Here is a 24,508-nt window from a genome sequence, read left to right on the forward strand (position 1 = left end):
TTTATTATGCTTGTGATATTCCGATGAAGAAACTAATGATTAATACGATGAGGACGAACGTAGTAATGTAAACGTATAGCATATCGTGTTCTTTGAAGAATGAATAGATTGATACTACGACCCTTAACACCGGTGTTAAGATCAAACAAAAAATGCCAAACATCATGATGGCATACGGTTTGAGGGCGAAAATACCAGCCATGATTTCATGAAACGATGTTGGATGAAAATCACCAGAGTAGCCTGATTTACCCGTAATGACCAGTAACAGCCAGCCAATGATCATGATCGTAGCTGAGATAATGACTCCGATACGCAGGATCTTACCGATTATCAACTCAATGCTATTCATTTCCTGATCTAGTTTTTCATTTGGTTGATTTTGCATTATAATTTCACCCCAAATCCTTGAAATAGCATGTTAGCGCCAATATATAGTAATATCGGAATGAATACGATACGAATTAATTTAGTAGGCAGGACCTGCATAACTCGTGATCCAATGACTGCACCACCTAAAATACCAATGGCGAGCGGAACAGCAATGTTAGGGAGGATGGTACCGTTAAAAAAGTAAACCGTGGCACTTGCAGCTGCGGTGACCCCCATCATTAGATTACTGGTGGCACTAGAAGGTTTTAACGGCATTTTCATGAAGGTATCCATTGCAATCACTTTAAATGCACCAGACCCAATCCCAAGTAACCCACTAGCAAGTCCAGCACCGAACATAACTGACATCCCACTTGGGACGTTGGTAACTTGATAGTCAATTGTTTTTTTAAGGTTCTTATCATAGTAACTACCATTTAATTCCAACTTTTTGGCTAACGAATCTTCTTTACCAGATCGGTAGTCATCAGGTTTCATTTTTAGCTTTCTGAACATGTTGAATCCAGAAAAAATAAGTAATAATCCAAATAGAACATATAGGTATTTCGGATCTAAAACTCCTGTTAACAATGATCCGGCAACCGCACCAATGGTGGTCGCAATTTCCAAAAACATTGCGACCCTGAGGTTCAAGACCTCATCTTTTAAATAAGCAATTGTGGAGCCAGAGCTAGTGGCAATGACCACGATAATGCTTGCACCAATTGCATATTTAATATTCAGGCCAAATCCTAATGTTAAAATGGGGGTAACAATAATTCCACCACCCAGGCCTAAGATTGCACCAGCGATTCCAGCGAAAACACCAAGTGCCATCATAATAAGAGCAGTCTCAAGCATGATAATCCTCCTAATAGTTTAGATATTATAATACGTTATCAATTATATGCTTATTTTTAAATAATTGTAAATTTTTAATGGAAGCGTTGTAGTTATTGCTATGTTATAATTGGTAAATACAGAGTTATATTCTAGGGGATGAATTTAAAGGTGTTAATTAATAAGGATATAAACCGCATGTATCGGTTTATTTTATCACTCGTGCTGACGATTATAGTTACGGGCGGGGTGATGATTAGTACGGGATCTGATTCTGGGTATCTATCATTTTTAGATTCGATCGTAACTAGTGCAGTGCAAGGACGTGAACAATTTTATAAGCAATTGATTTATGGATTTGTTTCGTTTTTGGCTAGTCCTAAGATGGACATTTTATGGATTTTGATCATTGCGTTCTTTCTTTGGACGATTAAATATCGAATCCCGGCTGTCTGGGCGATTTTTACGTTGCTAAGCGGAAATGTGATCGGAGCAATTTTGAAAAACATAATCCAAAGACCACGGCCATTACTACACTCAGCATCTGATACTGGTTTTAGTTACCCCAGCGGGCATGTTCTAGGCACGGTATTAGTGATCAGCGTTGTTTGGGTAATGGTGATTCCGTTACTGAATACGCAAAAAGCACAAATGATCGCGAAGACGATTGCAGTGATTTATGTAATTCTAGTGATGTTATCGCGGGTATTCTTAAATGCCCATTTTCCTTCTGATACCATTGGAGCATTTTTAGTAGGGTATACTTGGTTTCAATTTTGTGAGTGGCTTTACTATCATTATGCAGGAAAATTAAAGAAGTACCATCCATTCCAAAAATCTGTTTATTAAAAAAGCATTGCGCAAGCAATGCTTTTTTGTTTGTTAAATTTGATTGAGCCATTCGATTGCTAGGGGGAACCAATTAGCAACGTGTGGATCGTTACTTGCCTCATTCCACGCAGTCAGTTGATTGGCCATTGCTAGTCCGTGGCTACCGTGGTGGAAAACATGTAATTCATAGTCGATGCCATGGTCAGCCAATGCTTCTGCATATTTTAATGCATTGATCGATGGGACAAAGGGATCGTCTGCAGTATGCCAAATAAAAGTAGGAACGTTCGTATCCGTAACCCCGTTTTCAGTTCCAGTTAGTTGATTATCAGTTTCCCAATCGGCAATTTTATCCTTGTCTGGGGGGAAACCAAGGTTTAAATCGATCACTGGGTAGCTTAGAATGGTAGCTTTTGGTTTTAAGTTGGTTTGTGGTTGTACCAGTTTTAATAATTTATCATCGTCATAACGATTATTGAATGAACTGACCACGAACCCACCAATTGAGAAACCACAAATTACAATGTTATTAGGATCGATATTAAGGCTAATTGCATTGGTTTTTAAATAATCAACTGATTTAGCTAATTCAATCAATGGATGGGGCATCAATGGATGCTTTTCATTTTCAAAGCTATATCTGAGATAAAAGCTTTGGTACCCCTGAGCTGCAAAACTAAGTGCAAAACTTTCTGCTTGTTGTTCTGAAATGTGGGTAAATGATCCCCCTGGCACGATAATAACTGCTGGAAATTTAAAATGTTGAGCATCAGTGTCTGATTCCCTAACATAGCCCTTTAAGAAGGCGTTTGATTGCGGAAATAATGATTGCTTGATTATTTTCATTGTGAACCCCCTGTTGTTTTAATTAAGTATATTGTAACTCATTTGATGGCGGGGGAGGTGAAATATGGTGGGGCAAAATGGTTACATTTTCTGCTTTCCAATGGCCTTTTTAGTTTATTGATAGCACCATCTTGGAACTGGCCAATCATAAATAAAGATTGTAAATAAATCTTAAAAAAGATATAATAATGTCCGATATCAAAATTTCATATGAAGAGGTGCGGAAATCATTAGTAGTTACTGTGAGTCGAAAAAGCGATTGGGACCAGTAGTGAAAGGGATGACTGCCGAAGTTTGAAATAGCTTTTTCTATTTTTAACTGGGGCTGGGTTTAAGAGACCCTGAACTGTCGTGTTTTACACGGGGTGCTTCCAATATTCATAATGGCTTAAATGCAATTATAATTCCCTCTTCTTTTTTATAAAGAAGGGGGCTTTTTAATTGGGAACTCCTCTGACTTCTTCAACTTAAATTTTAGGAGGATATTGATATGAGTACGGAAAATCAATCTGGCGGGGTTAAGAGAAAGCTTAAGACCCGCCATGTTTCAATGATTTCACTTGGTGGATCGATTGGGACTGGTTTATTTGTTACAAGTGGTTCCACCGTTTCGCAAGCGGGTCCTGGTGGTGCATTGCTAGCATATGTTTTAATGGGGCTAATGGTATTTTTCCTAATGACTAGTTTGGGTGAAATGGCCACGAACACACCGGTCAGTGGATCATTTGCTGAGTATGCTGGTAAGTATGTCGATCCTGCATTGGGGTTTGCCATGGGCTGGAACTACTGGTTTAACTGGGCAATTACCGTTGCTGTGGATATTAGTACCGCTGCGTTGGTAATGAAGTTTTGGATGCCAAACGTTCCTAGCTGGATCTTTAGTGGAGGCGTATTAATTTTAATCTTTTTAATTAACGCCGCTTCAGTTGGTGCATTCGGAGAAATTGAATACTGGTTATCATTGATTAAGGTGGCCACTATCATCATCTTCTTGATCGTTGGAGTATTAACGATTGTTGGAATTATGGGTGGTGGTAATTCAGTTGGCTTGAGTAATTTCACTTATAAACAAGCACCATTTGTGGGTGGGATTCCCGCAATGCTATCAGTATTCGTCGTTGCCGGATTTTCCTTTCAAGGAACTGAGTTAGTTGGAATTACCGCTGGTGAATCTGATGATCCAAAACACAGTGTCCCAAAGGCAATTAGTGAAGTATTTTGGAGAATTATTTTATTCTACATTTTAGCAATTTTTGTAATTGCTGCTTTAATTCCTTACACTAGCCCTAATTTGTTAGGCTCTAGCGCTAGTGATATTGCGATCAGTCCATTTACCTTGGTATTTAAACGGGCGGGGCTAGCTGCTGCTGCTGGAATTATGAATGCCGTGATCTTGGTTTCGGTGATTTCTTCTGCTAACTCTGGAATGTATGCATCTACTCGGATGCTATATTCAATGTCAAATGGAATCTATGCACCAAAAGCATTTGGTAAAACTGACAGACGGGGGATTCCAGTATTGTCGTTAGTCGTTACGACCGTAATTGCACTGGCTACTTTCATTACTAGTTTTGCTGGTCCAGAAATTTACCTGTGGTTAGTTGCTGCATCCGGATTAACTGGATTTATTGCGTGGGTCGGAATTGCGATTTCACACTTTAGATTTAGACGAGCATTTATTAAGCAGGGTCATTCAATCAACGAACTTGCTTACCATGCTAAGTGGTTCCCATTTGGACCTGTCTTGACTTTGATTCTATGTATTTTAATTATTATTGGGCAAGATTTATCTGCTTTTTCTAATTTTAATTGGAAGGAAATTGGAATTACTTACATTAGTGTTCCATTGGTTCTTATTTTGTACGTTGTTTACAAGCTCAAGAATCATACTAAGTTGATTCCGTTGGATAAGGTTGACGTTAGTCCTGTTTCTAAGGAAACGATTGACAAGGAAAAATAGTTTTTAAAGGTGATTAATTATGATCACCTTTTTTAATACAAAAATATTGCTAATTTTGAATGGATATAATATTATTATTATGAATAGGATTTAGATTATAACACGATGTATGTTTCTTAAGTAGACTTTTAGAGATGTAGTGGTTGGTGAAAACTACAAGTCGAAAATTCCGACATATTTATGAGTGGGCAGGTAATGCTGCACGGTTGGTGGCCGTTATCACAGATGAGTTGTCCGATTTAATCGGGAACTTGGGTGGTACCGCGAAAAGCAGGCTTTCGTCCCAATGACGAAGCCTGCTTTTTATATTTTTAGGAGGGATTTTCCATGTTAGACATGAAGTTGATTAGAAACAACGAACAATGGTTTAAGGATAAGATGGCCACTAGAGGGATCGATGAAAAACAAATTGACGAACTCTTGGCACTTGATCAAAACCGTCGTGACATCTTAGTTAAGGTTGAAAACTTAAAGGCTGAAAGAAATAAAGTTTCAGATGACATCGCTAAGATGAAGCGGGCTAAAGAAGATGCTACTGGTCCGATTAATCGAATGAAAGAAGTCGGGGCTGAAATTAAGGAATTAGATGAACAAGAACAAGCAGTTTCAGCTAAGCAACATGATTTAGCAGCTCACCTACCAAACATTCCAAATGATGATGACCCAATCAGTTTAACTGAAGAAGGTTCAAAGGAACTGCGGAAGGTTGGGACTCCTCGTGAATTCACTGATTTTAAGCCTAAGAACCACTGGGAAATCGGTGAAGACCTTGGCATCTTAAACTTCGAAAGAAGTGCTAAGGTAGCAGGAAGTCGTTTCGTATACTACGTTGGTGCTGGTTCATTACTCGAACGGGCCATCTACAACTTCTTCTTGGATCAAAATACAAATGCTGGTTATGAAGAAATTATTCCACCATACATGGTTAATTCAGAATCAATGTATGGGACCGGCCAATTCCCTAAGTTCTTGGAAAAGAAGGCTGGGTTTGAAATTGCTGATAGTGATCTAACAATGATTCCAACCGCAGAAGTACCATTAGTGAACTACTATCGTGGCGAAGTTATCCCAGAAGACAAGTTACCAGTTAAGTTCACCGCTTTAAGTCCTGCCTTCCGTTCTGAAGCAGGGAGTGCTGGTCGTGATACCAGAGGTTTGATCAGATTACACCAATTTAACAAAGTTGAAATGGTTCAATTTACAAAGCCAGAGGAATCATGGGCAGCCTTGGATGAAATTACTCACCAAGCTGAAAGTTTGCTTAAGTTATTGAAGATTCCATATCACGTTATTACTTTAACCACTAGTGACATGAGTTTCACTGCTGCGATGACTCACGATATCGAAGTTTGGATGCCAGCCCAAAATTGTTATCGGGAAATCTCAAGTTGTTCTAATACAACTGATTTCCAAGCACGACGGGCTAAGATTCAATATCGTGATGAAAGTGGCAAACTACAATTTGTTCATACTTTAAATGGTTCTGGATTAGCAGTTGGTCGGACGGTTGCTGCAATTTTGGAAAACTTCCAAAATGAAGATGGAACTGTAAATATTCCAGAAGTTCTTCAACCATATATGCACGGAATGAAAAAAATTGAAAAGCAAGATTTATTCTAAATTGCGATAATATCAATGATTATTAAATAGGAATCGGATTTTTAATCCCGATTCTTATTTTTTTTGAAAAAGGGGGTAGCTTTTTGGGTGGATTTATTATATACTAGTTTTTGTTGATTTTTAGTAATTGCTTTTCAGCTGAAAGGCGAAAATAAAAAATTAAAAAAACTGTTGACATTAAGTTAACTAAGTAGTATGATTAAATAGTTGCTTAAGTTAATAAGCATTGAGACCTCGGAGGATTAGCTCAGTTGGGAGAGCATCTGCCTTACAAGCAGGAGGTCACAGGTTCGAGCCCTGTATCCTCCATTTTTTTATTTTCACGAGCCGTTAGCTCAGCCGGTAGAGCATCTGACTTTTAATCAGAGGGTCGGGAGTTCGAACCTCCCACGGCTCATTTTCATATTAATATGCGGGCGTGGCGGAACTGGCAGACGCGCTAGATTTAGGTTCTAGTGTCCTTTGGACATGGGGGTTCGAGTCCCTTCGCCCGCACTTACCAATTTGCCGACTTAGCTCAGTTGGTTAGAGCGCATCACTAGTAATGATGAGGTCGGGCGTTCGAATCGTCTAGTCGGCATTTTTGTGCGGAAGTAGTTCAGTGGTAGAACATCACCTTGCCATGGTGGGGGTCGCGGGTTCGAATCCCGTCTTCCGCTTTTTATTTTATAAAAATAAATAGCCTGCCGGGGTGGCGGAATTGGCAGACGCACAGGACTTAAAATCCTGCGGTTAGTGATAACCGTACCGGTTCGATCCCGGTCCTCGGCATTTTAATTTTAATAATATTTTGCACCCATAGCGCAACTGGATAGAGTGTCTGACTACGAATCAGAAGGTTGTAGGTTCGACTCCTACTGGGTGCATTTTTTATTTCTTCTATTATATATAGTAGTAAGAGATAAGTTTCGGGAAGTAGCTCAGCTTGGTAGAGCACTTGGTTTGGGACCAAGGGGTCGCAGGTTCGAATCCTGTCTTCCCGATCAAGTTCTAATTACAGTTAAATAAAACGAGAAACATCGGGAAATAGCTCAGCTTGGTAGAGCGCTGCGTTCGGGACGCAGAGGTCGCAAGTTCGAATCTTGTTTTCCCGATTTTTTTGTCCTAAAATTTAATAAACAAAATACTTTTATTTCGCTAATGAATTTCTTATAATATTAGTCAAGATTAGTCAGAGATGAGATGAAGATATGCAATCAAAAAATGTTTCAGATATTATTGAAAGATATTTAAAGCAGATTTTAGCTGATGCTAGTCATGTTGAAATTCGACGTTCAGAGGTTGCTAATCTTTTTCATGTTGTCCCTTCACAGATTAACTATGTTATTAAGACTCGATTCACAATTCAAAACGGCTACGTTGTTGAAAGTAAACGTGGTGGTGGAGGATATATTAGAATCGAAAAAGTAAAGTTGCTAGATAATATAGAAGTATTAGATTCGTTACTTGATATTATCGGCTCTAGTATTTCCGAAAGGGACGGTGGTTCAATTGTTAAAACATTGTATCATAGTCAATTGCTTACCAGTAAAGAGGCTAGGATTATTTTAGCTGCAATTGATAAGGATAGTTTGGTGATTCATAATGATATAGAAACAGCAAATCGTTTAAGATCACAAATCCTATCTTCTGTATTGAATCATTTAAGATTCGAAGATTAGAAACAGAAAGCGAGGCATTTTATGGATAATTTATTTACTCCCAGCGCACGCAATGTATTAGTACTTGCACAAGGACAAGCGAAAAATTTTAGACACCAAGCGGTTGGAACAGAACATTTACTATTAGCATTGGCCTTAGAATCTAACGGAATTGCTTATAGTGTTTTGAGACAATTTCAAATTAATGATGAAGACATTAGAAGTGAAATCGAACGAGTAACAGGGTTTGGAAATGTAGAGGGCTTGGATAGTTCTTCTTACCTTCCATATTCACCAAAGGCAAAGGATATTCTTGCTTTAGCCGGAACGATTGCTCGTAAATATGGCTCTAATAAAGTTGGAACTGAACATTTGTTATTAGCCCTAATAAGTGATGATGCCATTTTATCATCCAGAATTTTTATTACCCTAGGTGCTGCTCCAAAGGCAATTAGAATGGCTACCCTCAGAAAGATGGGCGTTAGCTCGGTTTCTGGTAAAAAAGGTTCCTTTGCTGGCCAAAAGAGTCGAAACGAACCCAAGGGAAGTACCCCTACGCTAGATTCTTTAGCTACTGATTTAACCGAAGTAGCTAGAGAAGATCGTCTTGATCCGACTGTTGGTCGTGATAAAGAAGTTAAACGGGTAATCCAAATCCTTAGTCGGCGTACTAAGAATAACCCCGTATTGATTGGTGAACCAGGGGTTGGTAAAACTGCAATTGCTGAAGGCTTAGCACAAAAAATCATTCAGGGCAAAGTGCCTGATGATATGGCCGAAAAACGTTTAATGATGCTTGATATGGGTTCGCTAGTTGCTGGCACTAAATATCGTGGTGAATTTGAAAGTCGGCTTAAAAAGGTCATCAAAGAAATTAAAGATAGTGGCAATATCATCTTATTCGTTGATGAATTGCATACGTTAGTTGGTGCTGGTGGAGCTGAGGGAGCAATTGATGCTTCTAACATCTTGAAGCCATCATTAGCACGTGGTGAACTGCAAATGATCGGGGCAACCACGCTTAATGAATATCAAAAATACATTGAATCTGACACGGCCTTAGAAAGACGGTTCGCAACGGTTCAAGTTGAAGAACCTTCTCCTGAAGAAGCGGTTCAAATCCTAATGGGGATTCGTCCTAAATATGAAGCTCACCACCATGTGAAAATTACTGATGAAGCAATCGAAAAGGCAGTAGAGCTTTCGAGCCGTTACATTCAAAGTCGTTTCTTACCAGATAAGGCGATCGATTTGATGGATGAAGCTGCTGCTAAGGTGAGAATCAATGATCAACCAACGAACGCTTCAGCAAATCGGGTTAAGTTAAATCAACTAGATGAAGAAAAAGAACAAGCAATTGAAAATCAAGATTTTGATCGGGCTGTTTTAATTAGACAACAAGCTAAAGCCATTGCAGTGAAGGTGGAAGCTGAAGAAGCTGAGAAACGGGCATCAAATAAAGACAATGGTTATGAGCTAGAAGAAACCGGTCAAGATGTTGCTGAAGTTGTAGCACAATGGACTGGCATTCCAGTTACTCAATTGAAGAAAACAGATGCTGATCGTTTGATTAACTTAGAAGATGTTCTTCATAAGCGCGTTGTTGGTCAAGATGAAGCTGTTTCTGCAGTTGCGAGAGCAATTAGACGGGCCCGTAGCGGACTAAAGGATCCTAACAAACCAATCGGTTCATTTATGTTCTTGGGACCAACTGGAGTTGGGAAAACTGAATTAGCTAAGGACTTGGCTGAGGCAATGTTTGGTTCTGAAAATGATATGATTAGAGTAGACATGTCTGAATACATGGAAAAGTATTCAACAAGTCGTTTGATTGGTTCAGCTCCTGGTTATGTTGGTTATGATGAAGGTGGTCAATTAACTGAAAAGGTTAGACAACACCCTTACTCAGTAGTTTTACTTGATGAAGTTGAAAAAGCTCATCCAGATGTCTTTAACTTGTTACTTCAAGTGCTTGATGATGGATACCTAACTGACTCAAAGGGACGGAAGGTCGACTTTAGAAATACGGTCATCATTATGACTTCTAACTTAGGTGCAACGACACTTAAGTACAAGAAGACCGTTGGTTTCGGTGCTGAAAAAGCTGATGCTGATGACTATAAAGCAATGTCTGCAACCATCAAGGATCAACTAAAGAAACATTTCAGACCAGAATTCTTGAACCGAATTGATGAAGTAGTGATCTTCCATTCACTTAATAAACCACAGTTGCACTCAATCGTTAAATTGATGGCACAGAATTTACTTGATCGGATTAAGGAACAGGGGATTAATGTTAAATTAACTCCTGCTGCAATTGACGTAGTGGCGGAAGCTGGTTTTGACCCTCAATACGGGGCTCGGCCAATTAGACGGGCACTACAGACTAAGGTTGAAGATCAACTGAGTGAAACGATGCTTTCTGGGCAAGTTGCCACAGGAGATTCAATCACAATCGGTGCGAGTCATGGTAAGATTAAGATTAATGTAAAAAGTGTTAATCAAAAATCGACTAATTAGTTGAATTAATTTAACAAAAAAAGAGGAATTATTTCCTCTTTTTTTTTGAGCTTTATATGTTGACATTGATCAGTAAAATGAGTATTATATCATTATATAACTACGAATTGAAATGAGTTCTTGCGATCTATTGTCCGTAAGAGCTCCTATATCCCCCAAAGTTGAGATTATTGAATCTGTTTTGGGGATTTTTTTTGCCCAAATTAGGTAAAAAAATGGGAAAAATACAATTTGTAATCAAATTGTAACATTTCTTTTCGTAGAAATAATTAGGAGAGGTGAATAACTTGGCAGGACATTTAGTTAAATATGGAAAGCACCGTATTCGTAGAAGTTACGCTCGGATCAAGGAAGTTCTTGATTTACCTAACTTGATTGAAATCCAAACGAATTCATACCAATGGTTCTTGGATGATGGATTACGGGAAATGTTTAATGACATTATGCCAATTGATGACTTTAAGGGGAATTTATCTTTAGAGTTCGTTGATTATCAATTATTAGAACCAAAGTATACAGTAGAAGAAGCACGTGCGCATGAGGCAAATTATTCAGCTCCATTACACGTTACGCTTAAGTTAACGAACCATGATACTGGTGAAATTAAGACCCAAGATGTTTTCTTTGGCGATTTTCCATTGATGACTGACCAAGGGACCTTCATTATTAATGGTGCCGAACGGGTTATCGTTTCACAATTGGTTCGTTCTCCTGGGGTATTTTTCCATAAGGACATTAATAAGAATGGCCGAACTGTATTTGGTTCCACCATTATCCCTAACCGTGGGGCTTGGATGGAGTTTGAAACGGATGCTAAAAACGTTTCATATGTCAGAATTGACCGAACACGGAAGTTGCCAATTACCGAACTTGTTAGAGCACTTGGTTTTGGTGATGATAGCGAAATTAGTGAAATCCTCGGTTCTAATGATAGCCTATCATTAACATTAGAAAAGGATGTTCATAAAAACGCTGATGATTCTCGTGTTGAAGAAGCATTAAAGGATATTTATGAACGACTACGTCCTGGTGAACCTAAGACGGCCGATTCATCAAGAAGTCTTTTGACTGCTCGTTTCTTTGATCCAAAGCGTTATGACATGGCACCAGTTGGTCGTTTCAAGACTAACAATAAATTAACACTTAAAAATAGATTACTAGGATTGACCCTAGCAGAAACTTTGGCTGATCCTGATACTGGTGAAATCATTGCTAATAAGGATGACGTAATTAGCCGTGAACTATTAGAAAAATTAAAGCCATATCTTGATCGCCAAGATTTCAAGGCTTATACTTTCGAACCTTCTGACCAAGCCGTTGTGACTGAACCAATGACGATTCAAGTTATCAAGGTTTACTCAAAGAACGAGCCAGATCGAATCGTTCCAGTAATTGGTAACGATAATATTCCATTGGACTTCAAGCACATTACCCCAGCTGATATTATTTCATCCATCAATTACTTCTTTAACTTACAAGAAGGAATTGGTGAACCTGATGATATCGATCACTTGGGTAACCGTCGGATTCGTTCAGTTGGTGAATTATTACAAAATCAATTCAGAATTGGTTTAGCACGGATGGAAAGAGTAGTTAGAGAACGGATGTCAATCCAAGACGCTGCTACTGTTACTCCACAACAATTGATTAATATCAGACCAGTGGTGGCTTCCGTTAAGGAATTCTTTGGTTCCTCACAACTTTCACAATTCATGGATCAAACGAATCCACTTGGTGAATTAACTCATAAACGGCGTTTATCTGCCTTAGGACCTGGTGGTTTGACTCGTGATCGGGCCGGATATGAAGTGCGGGACGTTCACTATACTCACTATGGTCGGATTTGTCCGATTGAAACTCCAGAAGGACCAAATATCGGGTTGATCAATAGTCTTTCTAGTTATGCACGGGTTAATAAGTATGGTTTTGTTGAAACTCCATACCGTCGTGTGTCCTGGAAGGATCACAAGGTTACCGATAAGATCGATTATTTGAGTGCGGACGAAGAAGATAAGTACGTGGTTGCACAAGCTAACTCTAAATTAAACGACGATGGTTCATTTGCAGAACCAACTGTTTTAGCACGTCACCGTTCAGATAATATCGTTGCTAACATCGAAGACGTTGATTACATGGATGTTTCGCCTAAGCAAGTAGTTTCGGTTGCGACTGCATGTATTCCTTTCTTGGAAAATGATGACTCCAACCGTGCTTTGATGGGTGCAAATATGCAACGACAAGCAGTTCCTTTGGTAAATCCACACGCTCCACTTGTTGGAACTGGGATGGAATATCGGGCTGCCCATGATTCTGGAGTTGCTTTAATTTGTAAACACGAAGGAAACGTTGAATACGTTGATTCACGTGAGGTTCGGGTTCGTCGTGATGATGGGGCCTTAGATACCTACAGATTAATGAAATTCCAACGTTCCAATGGTGGTAAGAACTACAACCAACGGCCAATCGTTAAGGTCAATGACCATGTTGACGCTAATGAAGTGCTTGCCGATGGACCTTCAATGGAAAACGGTGAACTTGCATTAGGACAAAACCCAGTTGTTGCCTTTATGACTTGGCAAGGTTATAACTTCGAAGATGCGATCGCTATTAACGAACGGTTAGTTCGTGATGATGTTTATACTTCAATTCATATTGAAGAATATGAATCAGAAGCTCGTGATACGAAGTTAGGACCTGAAGAAATGACTCGTGAAATCCCTAACGTTGGGGAAGATGCACTTAAGAACCTTGATGAAAACGGGGTTGTTAGAATTGGTGCTGAAGTTCACGATGGTGATATCTTAGTTGGTAAGGTTACTCCTAAGGGTGTGACTGAACTATCTGCTGAAGAACGTCTGCTTCATGCGATCTTTGGTGAAAAGGCACGTGAAGTTCGTGATACTTCCCTTAAGGTACCTCATGGTGCTGGAGGAATTATTCAAGACATTAAGGTCTTCAGTCGTGAAAATGGTGATGAACTTGCACCAGGTGTTAACCAAATGGTTCGAGTTTACATTGCACAAAAACGGAAGATTCAAGTTGGGGATAAGATGTCTGGTCGTCATGGTAACAAGGGGACCGTTTCCATCGTTATTCCAGAAGAAGATATGCCATACTTGCCAGATGGGACTCCAATCGACATTATGTTGAGTCCAATGGGTGTGCCTTCTCGGATGAATATTGGTCAATTGCTTGAATTGCATTTAGGAATGGCCGCTCGTAAATTAGGAATTCACGTTACTACCCCTGTTTTCGATGGTGCTAGTGATGATGATATTGATGACATCGTTAAGGAAGCTGGAATGGCTCCTGATACTAAGTCAGTAGTTTATGACGGACGGACTGGTGAACCATTTGATAAGCGAATTGCTGTTGGTGTTATGCACTACTTGAAGCTCGCTCACATGGTTGATGATAAAATTCATGCTCGTGCAATCGGACCTTACTCATTAGTTACCCAACAACCACTTGGTGGTAAAGCTCAATTTGGGGGCCAACGGTTTGGTGAAATGGAAGTTTGGGCTCTTGAAGCTTATGGGGCTGCTTATACCCTTCAAGAAATCCTAACTTACAAGTCTGATGACGTGGTTGGTCGGGTTAAGACCTACGAAGCCATTGTTAAGGGCGAACCAATTCCAAAGCCAGGGGTTCCTGAATCATTCCGAGTACTTGTTAAAGAACTGCAAGCCTTAGGACTTGATATGAAGGTTCTTAACAAGGATCACAAGGAAGTTGAACTAAGAGATATGGACAATGAAGATGGCGATGTTGTTAATGTTGATGCTTTGAGCAAGTTAGCTAAAGAACAAGAAGCTAAGAAAAATGCTGAAAAAGCAGAACAAGAAGGCAGCGAATCTGAAAAATCCAATACAAATACTACTAACACAAATTCTAATGATTAAATAAGGAGGCCGCTCAATTGGTCGATGTTAATAAATTCGAAAGCATGCAAATTGGCCTAGCATCTTCTGATAAAATCCGTAGTTGGTCATATGGTGAAGTTCAAAAACCTGAAACCATTAACTACCGGACTTTAAAGCCTGAAAAAGAAGGTTTATTCGATGAACGAATTTTCGGGCCTACTAAAGACTGGGAATGTGCTTGTGGTAAATATAAGCGTATTCGTTACCGCGGAATTGTCTGTGATCGTTGTGGAGTTGAAGTTACGCGCTCTAAGGTTAGAAGAGAACGGATGGGTCATATTGAATTGGCTGCACCCGTTACCCATATTTGGTACTTCAAGGGAATTCCAAGTAGAATGGGACTTGTTTTAGACATGAGCCCTCGTGCATTGGAAGAAATTATTTATTTTGCTTCCTACGTTGTTACTGATGGTGGGGATACACCACTTGAAAACAAACAATTACTATCAGAACATGACTATCGTGAAAAGAAGTTAGAATACGGTAATCGATTCAAGGCTGATATTGGTGCAGAAGCCATTAAGACGTTACTTGAAAATGTTGATGTTCAAAAAGAAACAGATGAATTAAAAGAAGAATTAAAGAAGGCTACTGGTCAAAAGAGAACGCGTGCCGTTCGTCGATTAGACATTTTGGAAGCATTCTTAACTTCTGAAAATGACTTAGATTGGATGGTAATGGATGCAATTCCTGTTATCCCACCTGATCTTCGTCCAATGGTTCAATTGGAAGGTGGCCGTTTTGCCACTTCAGATTTAAACGATCTTTATCGGCGGGTGATTAACCGTAACAACCGACTTAAGAGATTGTTAGATTTGCATGCTCCTGGAATCATTGTGCAAAATGAAAAGCGGATGCTTCAAGAAGCCGTTGATGCTTTGATTGATAACGGTCGTCGTGGTCGTCCAGTTGCCGGTCCAGGTAATCGTCCATTGAAGTCACTATCACACATGCTTAAGGGTAAGCAAGGTCGGTTCAGACAAAACTTACTTGGAAAGCGGGTTGACTACTCAGGCCGTTCAGTTATTGATGTTGGACCATTCCTTAAGTTCAACCAAATGGGGCTACCAGTACCAATGGCAATGGAATTATTCAAACCTTTCATTATGAAAGAATTGGTTAAGCGAGGCATTGCTTCTAACATCAAGAATGCTAAGCGCCAAATTGATCGTCAAGAAGATGAAGTGTTTGATGTCTTAGAAGATGTAATTAAGGAACACCCAGTGTTGCTTAATCGGGCTCCTACGCTTCACCGTTTGGGAATTCAAGCCTTCGAACCAGTGTTAGTAAGTGGGAAGTCAATGCGTTTACATCCATTGGCCTGTGAAGCTTACAACGCCGATTTTGATGGTGACCAAATGGCCATTCACGTTCCACTTTCAGACGAAGCCCAAGCTGAATCTAGAATCCTAATGCTTGCTGCCAGTCATATCCTTGCACCTCGTGATGGGAAGCCAATCGTTACTCCATCACAAGATATGGTTATCGGTAACTATTACCTCACTATGGAAGAAGCTGGTCGTGAAGGTGAAGGATCAATCTTCAATGATTATGACGAAGCAATTCTTTCATACCAAAATGGAACGACCCACTGGCATACTAGAGTTGGTATTCGTGTATCATCAATGCCTGATAAGCCATTTACAGATGATCAAAGGGATAAGATTTTGGTTACGACTACTGGTAAGATTATTTTCAACCATATTTTACCAAAGGCATTTACCTACCTAAATGAACCTACTGATACTAACGTTCATGGTCATATTCCTGATAAGTACTTCCTCGAACCAGGTGAAAACATTTTTGATCATTTGAAGGATGCACCAGTTGTGCCACCATTCAAAAAAGGGTTCTTAAGTGATGTGATTGCCGAAGTATACAACCAATACAAGGTTACAATTACTTCCAAGTTACTTGATAAAATTAAGGATATTGGTTACGATAAATCTACCAAGTCTGGTTTAACGGTTGGGATTACCGATGTTATTGAACTAAAGGAAAAACCTTCAGTAATTGAAGAAGCTCATGAAAAAGTGGATGGCGTTACCAAGCAATTCCGTCATGGTTTGATTACTGATCATGAACGTTATGAAAAGGTTATTCAAATCTGGACTGATGCTAGGGATAAGATTCAAGAACTATTGGCGCATAACTTTGATCCTCAAAACCCAATCTTTATGATGAGTGATTCTGGAGCTCGTGGTAACATTTCAAACTTTACTCAATTAGCCGGAATGCGTGGGTTGATGGCTTCCCCTAGTGGGGACATCATGGAATTGCCAATCACTTCTAACTTCCGTGAAGGATTAACTGTTTTGGAAATGTTTATTTCTACTCATGGTGCTCGTAAAGGGATGACCGATACGGCCTTGAAGACTGCCAACTCTGGTTATTTAACTAGACGACTTGTTGACGTTGCTCAAGATGTTATTATTCGTGAAGAAGATTGTGGGACTGATCGTGGCTTAATTGTTAGAGCATTGTACAATGATGATGATAAGCAAATTTCTGAACCACTTTCTGACAGAATTATTGGTAGAAATGCAATGAAGACCGTTGTTAATCCTGCTAATGGTGAAGTAATCGTTAAGAAGAATCAAATTATTAACGAAGCAGAAGCTCAAGCAATTGAAGATGCTGGAATCAAGGAAGTTGAAATTCGTTCAGCATTTACTTGTAACAGTGTTCACGGGGTTTGTTCAAAGTGTTATGGACGTAACCTTGCAACTGGTGATCCAGTTGAAGTTGGTGAAGCTGTCGGAACTGTTGCAGCCCAAGCCATTGGGGAACCTGGTACTCAATTAACGATGCGTAACTTCCATACTGGTGGGGTTGCCGGAAATTCAGATATTACCCGAGGACTTCCTCGGATTCAAGAAATTGTTGAAGCTAGAAATCCAAAAGGGAAAGCTGAAATTACTGAAGTTACTGGGACTGTTGAAACAATTGAAGAAAATCCAGCTGATAGAACTCAAGAAATTACAATTAAGGGTGACACGGATACAAGAACCTACAGTGTCCCAATTAACTCTAAATTGCAAGTTGCTGAAGGTGACTTTATCAGACGTGGTTCTAAGTTGAACAATGGTTCAATTGATCCTAAGGAATTAATCAAGGTTAGAGATACAATCTCAACTGAAGTTTACTTGCTTAGTGAAGTTCAAACTGTTTACCGTGGTCAAGGGGTGGAATTAAGTGATAAGCATGCCGAAATCATGATTAGACAAATGCTTCGTAAGGTTAGAATCATGGATCCTGGTGATACTGAATTACTTCCTGGGACTTTAATGGATATTAATGACTTTAAGGAAAGTAATCGTGATGCCGTTATCTCTGGTAAGATTCCTGCTACTTCACGTCCCGTATTGCTTGGAATTACGAAGGCTGCGCTTGAAACTAACAGTTTCTTATCCGCTGCTTCATTCCAAGAAACAACTCGTGTCTTAACTGACGCTGCTATTCGGGGCAAGAACGATCCATTAATCGGATTGAAAGAAAATGTTATTATTGGTAAGCTAATTCCTGCAGGTACTGGTATGCACACTTATGGTGACATTAAGCCAAAGGAAATTGGTGCATCTAGTACTGATGGTGTTTATTCAATTAGTCAATTAGAAGAAAAGATTAAAAAAGAAGAAGACGCTAAAAACTAGTTAATACCATAAAATAAGAACTCTCATTTATTGAGGGTTCTTATTTTTTTACATAGCTAATAATGTGATAATATATCCAACGCTTAAGAATGGAATGAATGCAATTTGATTGCGTTTAGCAAAAATAATTGAATACGTTAGTGCAATTATTGTAGCAATGATAATTAATGGTGGGATTCCCTTAATCCCGACCACTAACATAAGAATAAAAATAATGTCTATATCGCCACTTCCAATTTTTAAAGTAAAGTAATTGATAAATTGAACGACTAAATATGCACCAATTAAGAGTACAAAGTATATAATATTGCCATTATTAAATATAAAATAGTAAAATACGTTATTGATTAATAACAATATGATCAATTTAGTGGGGACCATTAGTTTCTCTGCGTCAATGATCGATAATATTATTAACATTATTAATGAAATAAAAATTAAGATGTGGAATTTATAATATGATTGAAGTACGACAACAATTCCCATCACTAATTCAGTAACCAAAATGTTTTTATTGATTGGAGCTTGACAATTTCTGCAGCGTCCCTTTAATATTAGGTAGCTAATAATTGGAATTAAATCCAGACAACTAATGGTTGTTTTACAGCTATCACAATGGGAACGGGGAGTTACGATTGATTCATTGCGTTCATTGCGTTGAATTATTAATAAAATAAAAGATCCTAATGCGGCACCGATAAAGAATAAAAAAATTATGTTCATTTTTAACACCTCTGGAATTAAATTACGCAAAAAATACCACGGACTATTTTTAAAATTCATTGACAGCATATATGGTGAGTGATAAGATAATAAGGTGCTTGCTATTGCAAAGGTTTATTTTCTTTGCACTATGTACAATTTTGTACGTAAACGGCGGTTCTTTTTTTAAAAATAAAAATGAACCACCTGGATGTGTGGACTTATATATTATATTAAAATTATGAAAGGAGGAATTTTTAGATGCCTACTATTAACCAATTAGTTCGTAACGGACGTAAATCTAAAAGTTCTAAATCAAAATCCCCTGCTTTAAACCATGGGTACAACAGTTACAAGAAAGTTCAAACCAACAACCCAGCTCCTCAAAAACGTGGAGTTGCTACCCGTGTTGGTACCATGACTCCAAAGAAGCCTAACTCTGCATTACGTAAGTATGCCCGTGTTAGATTATCAAACTTAATCGAAGTTACTGCTTACATCCCAGGAATTGGACACAACCTTCAAGAACATAGTGTTGTTTTAATTCGTGGTGGTCGTGTTAAGGATTTACCTGGGGTTCGTTACCACATTATTCGTGGTGCTTTAGATACTGCCGGTGTTGATGACCGTCGTCAAGGTCGTTCTAAGTACGGTACTAAGAAGCCTAAGGAATAATCGATTAAAATTAAAACCGAGGAGGATATTTAAATGCCAAGAAAAGGACATGTTGCGGATCGCGAAGTACTTCCTGATCCAATTTACAATTCAAAGTTGGTTACCAGCTTAATTAACCATTTAATGTTAGATGGTAAGAGAGGAACTGCATCAAAGATTTTATACGGTGCATTCGACATGATTAAAGAAGAAACTGGAAATGACCCAGTTGAAGTATTCGAAGAAGCAATGAAGAACGTTATGCCAGTACTTGAAGTTAAGGCTCGTCGTGTTGGTGGGGCTAACTACCAAGTGCCAATCGAAGTTCGTCCAGGTCGTCGGACTACTTTAGGTCTTCGTTGGATCACTAACTACTCACGTTTACGTGGGGAACACACGATGACTGAACGTTTAGGTCGCGAAATCATGGATGCCGCTAACAATACTGGTGCTTCCGTTAAGAAACGTGAAGACACTCATAAGATGGCTGAAGCTAACCGTGCATTTGCACATTACCGTTGGTAATTAGCGTTTAGTTATTCTTATAATTTGTTATAATAGAAAGTGGCTAGTTGATTTTCAATAGCCACTTTTATTTGAAACTGAACTGTTTTGAGAGGAGAAACAATTACACATGGCTAACAAACGTGAATTCCCACTAGAAAAGACTCGTAATATCGGTATTACTGCCCATATTGATGCTGGTAAGACTACCGCTACTGAACGGATCTTGTACTACACTGGAATTACCCACAAAATTGGTGAAACCCATGATGGTGCTTCACAAATGGACTGGATGGAACAAGAACAAGAACGTGGTATTACTATCACTTCTGCTGCAACTACTGCACAATGGAAGGGATACCGAGTAAATATTATTGATACCCCAGGACACGTGGACTTTACTGCCGAAGTTGAACGTTCACTACGGGTTCTTGATGGTTCAATTACTATTTTGGATGCTGCTGCTGGGGTTGAACCTCAAACTGAAACTGTTTGGCGTCAAGCATCTGAATACAATGTTCCTAGAATTGTTTTCGCTAACAAGATGGATAAGTTAGGTGCTGACTTTGATATGTCAGTTAAGTCACTTCACGAACGTTTGGATGCTAATGCTCATGCAATTCAAATGCCAATTGGTGCTGAAGATGACTTCGAAGGTATGGTTGATTTAATTGAAATGAAGGCATACCTATATGATGAAGATAAGTTAGGTTCAGAATGGGATACTGTTGAAATTCCTGATAACTTGAAGGAAGAATCACAAAAGCGTCATGATGAATTAGTTGAAGCCGTTGCTGACGTTGATGAAGACATCATGAACAAGTATCTTGAAGGTGAAGAAATCACCAAGGATGAATTAAAGGCTGCAATTCGTAAGGCAACTTTAAATCTTGAATTTTACCCAGTATTAGCTGGTTCAGCATTCAAGAACAAGGGTGTTCAAATGATGCTTGATGCAGTTATCGATTATCTTCCATCACCACTTGATGTTCGTCCATACAATGCAACTGATCCTGATACTGGTGAAGAAGTTGAATTGAAGGCTGATGACAGCAAGCCATTTGCTGCCTTAGCATTCAAGATTATGACTGATCCATTCGTTGGACGTTTAACATTTATTCGTGTTTACCGTGGTAGTTTGGAATCAGGTTCATATGTATTGAACGCTACTAAGGACAAGCGTGAACGTGTTGGTCGTTTACTACAAATGCACTCTAACCACCGTAAAGAAATTCCTGAAGTATTCTCTGGTGATATCGCTGCTGCGATTGGTTTAAAGAACACTACTACTGGTGATTCATTAACTGATCCTAAGCACCCATTACATCTTGAATCAATGGAATTCCCTGACCCAGTTATTAGTGTTTCTGTTGAACCTAAGACTAAGGCTGACCAAGATAAGATGAACAACGCTTTACAAAAGCTTGCTGAAGAAGATCCTACTTTCAAGGCTGAAACTAACCCTGAAACTGGTGAAACGATTATCTCTGGAATGGGTGAACTTCACTTAAACATTATCGTTGACCGTATGAAGCGTGAATTCAAGGTTGAAGCAACTATCGGTGCTCCTCAAGTTGCTTACCGTGAAGCATTTACTAAGGCTACTAAGGCTCAAGGTAAGTTCATTCGTCAATCTGGTGGTAAAGGTCAATACGGGGACGTTTGGATTGAATTTACTCCAAATGAAGCTGGTAAAGGATTCGAATTCGAAGATGCTATCGTTGGTGGGGTTGTTCCTCGTGAATTTATCCCTTCAGTAGAACAAGGTTTGAAGGAATCAATGGCTAACGGTGTGCTTGCTGGATACCCATTGATTGACGTTAAGGCTAAGTTATACGATGGTAGTTACCATGATGTCGATTCTAGTGAAGCTGCATTTAAGATTGCTGCTTCAATTGCATTGAGAAATGCTGCTAAGACTGCTGACCCAGTGATCCTAGAACCAATCATGAAGGTTGATATTGTTGTTCCTGAAGAAAACATGGGTGATGTTATGGGTCAAGTAACTTCACGTCGTGGGAATGTTGATGGAATGGAAACTCGTTCAAAGGCTCAATTAATTCATGCTTTTGTTCCACTTTCTGAAATGTTTGGTTACGCAACTACATTGCGTTCTGCAACTCAAGGTCGTGGTACGTTCTCAATGAGTTTTGATCACTACGCTCCAGTTCCAAAGGCAATTCAAGAAGACATTATCAAGAAGAACGGTGGAAACGCTGAATAATAAAATATTTTAATTTTATTATTGAAGGAGACTGAAATTTTCAGTCTCCTTTTTTCTATCTATAATAATAGGAAGTTAAATCAAAAATAATTTTAAAACCGCAAATTATTTTTTAGAAACTCTTGCAACCCAGCTTTAAATCGGGTATTATAGTTAAGTACTGATTTTTGAGGGGTTGTTATACCCTAAACAGGACAGATGATAGCATTGATGTGAGAGATTGCGACACACCCGGATGCATTGCCACGGAGGTGCGTTGGTAACTTTCACGGAGTTAGTCTTATTTTTAAAATAGACGAAGGAGGGAATACAATGGCAAAACAAAAAATTCGTATTCGATTAAAGGCTTATGAACACCGCATTCTAGACCAATCTGCAGAAAAGATTGTTGCTACGGCGCAAAGAACTGGTGCCAAGATTTCAGGTCCAATTCCATTGCCTACTGATCGTACTGTTTACACTCTTTTAGCTTCACCACATAAGTTTAAGAAGTCACGTGAACAATTCGAAATGTTAACTCACAAACGTTTAATCGACATCTTGAATCCAACACCAAAAACTGTTGATTCATTGATGAAACTTGATCTACCAAGTGGTGTAGATATCGAAATCAAATTATAATTTTTAGAAATACAATCATATCGGAGGTGTACTCATGACCAAAAAAGGAATCTTAGGTAAAAAAGTAGGAATGACTCAAGTATTCAGTGAAAATGGTGAATTAACACCAGTTACTGTTATTGATGTTACTCCTAATGTTGTTTTGCAAAAGAAAACTGTTGAAAATGACGGTTACGAAGCAATTCAAGTTGGTTTTGACGACAAAAAAGCTGTTCGTTCAAACAAACCAGAAAAAGGTCATGCAGCAAAAGCAAAGACTAATCCTAAGCGCTTCATTAAAGAAATTCGAGATGTTGAGCTTGGCGATTATAATGTAGCAGATGAAGTAAAGGCAGATGTCTTCGAAGCAGGTGACATCGTTGATGTTACAGGTATCTCAAAGGGTCATGGATACCAAGGTAACATCCATAAGGATGGTCAATCACGTGGACCAGAAACTCATGGTTCTAGATACCACCGTCGTCCTGGTTCATTAGGTTCAATCATTAACCGAGTTGTTAAGGGTATGAAGCTTCCAGGTCGGATGGGTAACAAGACTGTTACTATTCAAAACCTTGAAATCGTTAAGGCTGACACTGAAAACAACGTTCTTCTTGTTAAGGGTAACGTTCCAGGTGCCAACAAATCATTATTAGTAGTTAGATCTGCAGCACGCGGATCTCAAAAATAAGAAAGGAGGAACAATAAATGACAAGCGTAGCATTATACAAACAAGATGGTAGTAAAAATGGAAACATCGACTTAAATGATGCCATTTTTAACATCGAACCAAACGATAGTGTTGTATTCGATACAATCACTATGCAACGCGCATCACAACGTCAAGGTACTCATGCTGTTAAAAACAGAAGTGCCGTACGTGGTGGTGGTAAGAAGCCATGGCGTCAAAAGGGTACTGGTCGTGCTCGTCAAGGTTCCATTCGTTCACCACAATGGCGTGGTGGTGGAATTGTCTTCGGACCAACTCCTCGTTCATACGCATACCACCTTCCAAAGAAAGTTACTCGTTTAGCTGTTAAATCTGTTCTTTCTGAAAAGGTTGCTAACGACGACTTTGTTGTTGTTGATTCATTAGCATTTAGTGCTCCTAAAACTAAGGAATTTAACAACGTATTAAAGAATTTAGATGTTACTACTAAGACTTTAGTTGTCTTAGAAGATGACAATGATAACGTTGCTTTATCAGCACGTAACTTAAAGAATGTTACTGTTATCAATGCTAAGAGTGTTAACACTCTTGATGTTGTTCACAGCGACAAGATTGTTATTACTAAGGCTGCTCTTTCTCAAGTAGAGGAGGTGCTCGCATAATGGAATCACGCGATATCATTTTACGTCCAGTTATCACTGAAGCAACTACTGCTTTGATGGATGACAAGCGTTACACATTTGATGTAGACGTACGGGCAACTAAGACTCAAGTTAAAAAAGCAATTGAAGACATCTTTGATGTTAAGGTTGTTAAAGTAAACATTATGAATCTTAAGGGTAAGAAGAAGCGTCAAGGATCATTCGAAGGTTACACTAAGAAGCGTCGTAAGGCAATCGTTACCTTATCCGCAGATTCAAACGAAATTCAATTATTTAGCGAAAAATAA

The 24,508-nt window shown here is 39.0% G+C and carries 18 protein-coding genes, 9 tRNA genes and 1 riboswitch; of the genes, 23 read left to right on the plus strand and 4 right to left on the minus strand.

Features of this window, described 5'->3' with window-relative positions:
- Positions 1–4: 4 nt before the first annotated feature.
- Both ACSVI6_RS02840 and ACSVI6_RS02845 read right to left on the minus strand, forming a co-directional pair.
- Positions 5–388, minus strand: coding sequence for a DUF1634 domain-containing protein (locus tag ACSVI6_RS02840; RefSeq protein WP_491717211.1), 384 nt, complete (start codon positions 386–388; stop codon positions 5–7).
- The gene (locus ACSVI6_RS02845; protein WP_491717212.1) at positions 388–1,233 is read right to left on the minus strand and encodes a sulfite exporter TauE/SafE family protein; all 846 of its coding nucleotides are present in this window, start codon (positions 1,231–1,233) and stop codon (positions 388–390) included. The genes ACSVI6_RS02840 and ACSVI6_RS02845 overlap by 1 nt, the downstream gene beginning before the upstream one ends.
- A gap of 150 nt (positions 1,234–1,383) precedes the next feature.
- On the opposite strand from ACSVI6_RS02845, the gene ACSVI6_RS02850 reads away from it, so the two are divergent.
- Positions 1,384–2,061 carry a phosphatase PAP2 family protein gene (locus tag ACSVI6_RS02850; RefSeq protein ID WP_491717213.1) on the plus strand — a complete coding sequence of 226 codons (678 nt, stop codon included), beginning with the start codon at positions 1,384–1,386 and terminating at the stop codon, positions 2,059–2,061.
- A gap of 33 nt (positions 2,062–2,094) precedes the next feature.
- Here ACSVI6_RS02850 and ACSVI6_RS02855 read toward each other — a convergent pair whose 3' ends face one another.
- Positions 2,095–2,889: a lp_1002 family arylesterase gene (locus ACSVI6_RS02855; protein WP_491720047.1), complete on the minus strand. Its 795-nt coding sequence runs from the start codon at positions 2,887–2,889 to the stop codon at positions 2,095–2,097.
- A gap of 205 nt (positions 2,890–3,094) precedes the next feature.
- Positions 3,095–3,268, plus strand: a riboswitch (Lysine riboswitch).
- Positions 3,269–3,379: 111 nt separating this feature from the next.
- On the opposite strand from ACSVI6_RS02855, the gene ACSVI6_RS02860 reads away from it, so the two are divergent.
- The 15 genes from ACSVI6_RS02860 to rpoC all read left to right on the plus strand — a co-directional run bounded on the left by ACSVI6_RS02860 (position 3,380) and on the right by rpoC (position 18,205).
- Positions 3,380–4,849: an amino acid permease gene (locus ACSVI6_RS02860; protein ID WP_491717215.1), complete on the plus strand. Its 1,470-nt coding sequence runs from the start codon at positions 3,380–3,382 to the stop codon at positions 4,847–4,849.
- Positions 4,850–5,176: 327 nt separating this feature from the next.
- Entirely contained in the window at positions 5,177–6,469 is a 1,293-nt protein-coding gene (gene serS, locus ACSVI6_RS02865) for a serine--tRNA ligase (protein WP_491717216.1), read from the plus strand.
- A 236-nt stretch (positions 6,470–6,705) separates the two neighbouring features.
- A tRNA-Val gene (locus ACSVI6_RS02870) sits at positions 6,706–6,778 on the plus strand.
- A 15-nt stretch (positions 6,779–6,793) separates the two neighbouring features.
- A tRNA-Lys gene (locus ACSVI6_RS02875) sits at positions 6,794–6,866 on the plus strand.
- A gap of 15 nt (positions 6,867–6,881) precedes the next feature.
- Positions 6,882–6,964, plus strand: a tRNA-Leu gene (locus ACSVI6_RS02880).
- A gap of 11 nt (positions 6,965–6,975) precedes the next feature.
- A tRNA-Thr gene (locus tag ACSVI6_RS02885) sits at positions 6,976–7,049 on the plus strand.
- Positions 7,050–7,056: 7 nt separating this feature from the next.
- Positions 7,057–7,128: transfer RNA gene (locus ACSVI6_RS02890), tRNA-Gly, on the plus strand.
- A 26-nt stretch (positions 7,129–7,154) separates the two neighbouring features.
- Positions 7,155–7,240 (plus strand) — tRNA-Leu (locus ACSVI6_RS02895).
- A gap of 21 nt (positions 7,241–7,261) precedes the next feature.
- Positions 7,262–7,335, plus strand: a tRNA-Arg gene (locus tag ACSVI6_RS02900).
- A gap of 43 nt (positions 7,336–7,378) precedes the next feature.
- Positions 7,379–7,452, plus strand: a tRNA-Pro gene (locus tag ACSVI6_RS02905).
- A gap of 37 nt (positions 7,453–7,489) precedes the next feature.
- A tRNA-Pro gene (locus tag ACSVI6_RS02910) sits at positions 7,490–7,563 on the plus strand.
- A gap of 96 nt (positions 7,564–7,659) precedes the next feature.
- Positions 7,660–8,130 (plus strand): CtsR family transcriptional regulator, encoded by a 471-nt coding sequence (locus ACSVI6_RS02915; protein ID WP_491720925.1) that lies wholly within the window; start codon positions 7,660–7,662, stop codon positions 8,128–8,130.
- 21 nt (positions 8,131–8,151) lie between these two features.
- A complete protein-coding gene (locus ACSVI6_RS02920; RefSeq protein ID WP_491720926.1) occupies positions 8,152–10,629 on the plus strand; it encodes an ATP-dependent Clp protease ATP-binding subunit in 2,478 nt (825 codons plus the stop codon).
- Between the two features lie 278 nt (positions 10,630–10,907).
- Complete coding sequence (gene rpoB / locus ACSVI6_RS02925; protein WP_491720927.1) at positions 10,908–14,531, plus strand: DNA-directed RNA polymerase subunit beta; 3,624 nt, start codon at positions 10,908–10,910, stop codon at positions 14,529–14,531.
- Between the two features lie 17 nt (positions 14,532–14,548).
- Positions 14,549–18,205: a DNA-directed RNA polymerase subunit beta' gene (gene rpoC / locus ACSVI6_RS02930; RefSeq protein WP_491717220.1), complete on the plus strand. Its 3,657-nt coding sequence runs from the start codon at positions 14,549–14,551 to the stop codon at positions 18,203–18,205.
- Positions 18,206–18,253: 48 nt separating this feature from the next.
- On the opposite strand, the gene ACSVI6_RS02935 is transcribed toward rpoC, so the two are convergent.
- Positions 18,254–18,958, minus strand: a complete 705-nt coding sequence (locus ACSVI6_RS02935) for a prepilin peptidase (RefSeq protein WP_491720928.1) — start codon at positions 18,956–18,958, stop codon at positions 18,254–18,256.
- Positions 18,959–19,168: 210 nt separating this feature from the next.
- On the opposite strand from ACSVI6_RS02935, the gene rpsL reads away from it, so the two are divergent.
- The 7 genes from rpsL (at position 19,169) to rplW (ending at position 24,508) form a co-directional block, all read left to right on the plus strand.
- Complete coding sequence (rpsL, locus tag ACSVI6_RS02940) at positions 19,169–19,582, plus strand: 30S ribosomal protein S12 (RefSeq protein ID WP_219054193.1); 414 nt, start codon at positions 19,169–19,171, stop codon at positions 19,580–19,582.
- Between the two features lie 33 nt (positions 19,583–19,615).
- Entirely contained in the window at positions 19,616–20,086 is a 471-nt protein-coding gene (rpsG, locus tag ACSVI6_RS02945) for a 30S ribosomal protein S7 (RefSeq protein WP_219054194.1), read from the plus strand.
- 109 nt (positions 20,087–20,195) lie between these two features.
- Positions 20,196–22,289 (plus strand): elongation factor G, encoded by a 2,094-nt coding sequence (gene fusA / locus ACSVI6_RS02950; RefSeq protein WP_491717222.1) that lies wholly within the window; start codon positions 20,196–20,198, stop codon positions 22,287–22,289.
- 312 nt (positions 22,290–22,601) lie between these two features.
- Positions 22,602–22,910, plus strand: coding sequence for a 30S ribosomal protein S10 (gene rpsJ / locus ACSVI6_RS02955; protein WP_219054196.1), 309 nt, complete (start codon positions 22,602–22,604; stop codon positions 22,908–22,910).
- 34 nt (positions 22,911–22,944) lie between these two features.
- A complete protein-coding gene (rplC, locus tag ACSVI6_RS02960) occupies positions 22,945–23,580 on the plus strand; it encodes a 50S ribosomal protein L3 (protein WP_491717223.1) in 636 nt (211 codons plus the stop codon).
- Between the two features lie 17 nt (positions 23,581–23,597).
- A complete protein-coding gene (gene rplD / locus ACSVI6_RS02965) occupies positions 23,598–24,221 on the plus strand; it encodes a 50S ribosomal protein L4 (RefSeq protein ID WP_491717224.1) in 624 nt (207 codons plus the stop codon).
- Complete coding sequence (gene rplW, locus ACSVI6_RS02970; RefSeq protein WP_491720051.1) at positions 24,221–24,508, plus strand: 50S ribosomal protein L23; 288 nt, start codon at positions 24,221–24,223, stop codon at positions 24,506–24,508. Before rplD ends, rplW begins: the two co-directional genes overlap by 1 nt.

The sequence above is a fragment of the Nicoliella sp. ESL1106 genome, assembly GCF_058509965.1.

What these genes read in the sequence shown, in the direction of transcription:
- ACSVI6_RS02855 (WP_491720047.1), bottom strand. Translation starts at nt 2,889, where the DNA reads ATGAAAATAATCAAGCAATCATTATTTCCGCAATCAAACGCCTTCTTA.
- serS (WP_491717216.1), top strand. Translation starts at nt 5,177, where the DNA reads ATGTTAGACATGAAGTTGATTAGAAACAACGAACAATGGTTTAAGGAT.
- ACSVI6_RS02860 (WP_491717215.1), top strand. Translation starts at nt 3,380, where the DNA reads ATGAGTACGGAAAATCAATCTGGCGGGGTTAAGAGAAAGCTTAAGACC.
- ACSVI6_RS02840 (WP_491717211.1), bottom strand. Translation starts at nt 388, where the DNA reads ATGCAAAATCAACCAAATGAAAAACTAGATCAGGAAATGAATAGCATT.
- rpsL (WP_219054193.1), top strand. Translation starts at nt 19,169, where the DNA reads ATGCCTACTATTAACCAATTAGTTCGTAACGGACGTAAATCTAAAAGT.
- ACSVI6_RS02845 (WP_491717212.1), bottom strand. Translation starts at nt 1,233, where the DNA reads ATGCTTGAGACTGCTCTTATTATGATGGCACTTGGTGTTTTCGCTGGA.
- rplC (WP_491717223.1), top strand. Translation starts at nt 22,945, where the DNA reads ATGACCAAAAAAGGAATCTTAGGTAAAAAAGTAGGAATGACTCAAGTA.
- rplW (WP_491720051.1), top strand. Translation starts at nt 24,221, where the DNA reads ATGGAATCACGCGATATCATTTTACGTCCAGTTATCACTGAAGCAACT.
- rpsJ (WP_219054196.1), top strand. Translation starts at nt 22,602, where the DNA reads ATGGCAAAACAAAAAATTCGTATTCGATTAAAGGCTTATGAACACCGC.
- fusA (WP_491717222.1), top strand. Translation starts at nt 20,196, where the DNA reads ATGGCTAACAAACGTGAATTCCCACTAGAAAAGACTCGTAATATCGGT.
- ACSVI6_RS02915 (WP_491720925.1), top strand. Translation starts at nt 7,660, where the DNA reads ATGCAATCAAAAAATGTTTCAGATATTATTGAAAGATATTTAAAGCAG.
- rplD (WP_491717224.1), top strand. Translation starts at nt 23,598, where the DNA reads ATGACAAGCGTAGCATTATACAAACAAGATGGTAGTAAAAATGGAAAC.
- ACSVI6_RS02920 (WP_491720926.1), top strand. Translation starts at nt 8,152, where the DNA reads ATGGATAATTTATTTACTCCCAGCGCACGCAATGTATTAGTACTTGCA.
- rpsG (WP_219054194.1), top strand. Translation starts at nt 19,616, where the DNA reads ATGCCAAGAAAAGGACATGTTGCGGATCGCGAAGTACTTCCTGATCCA.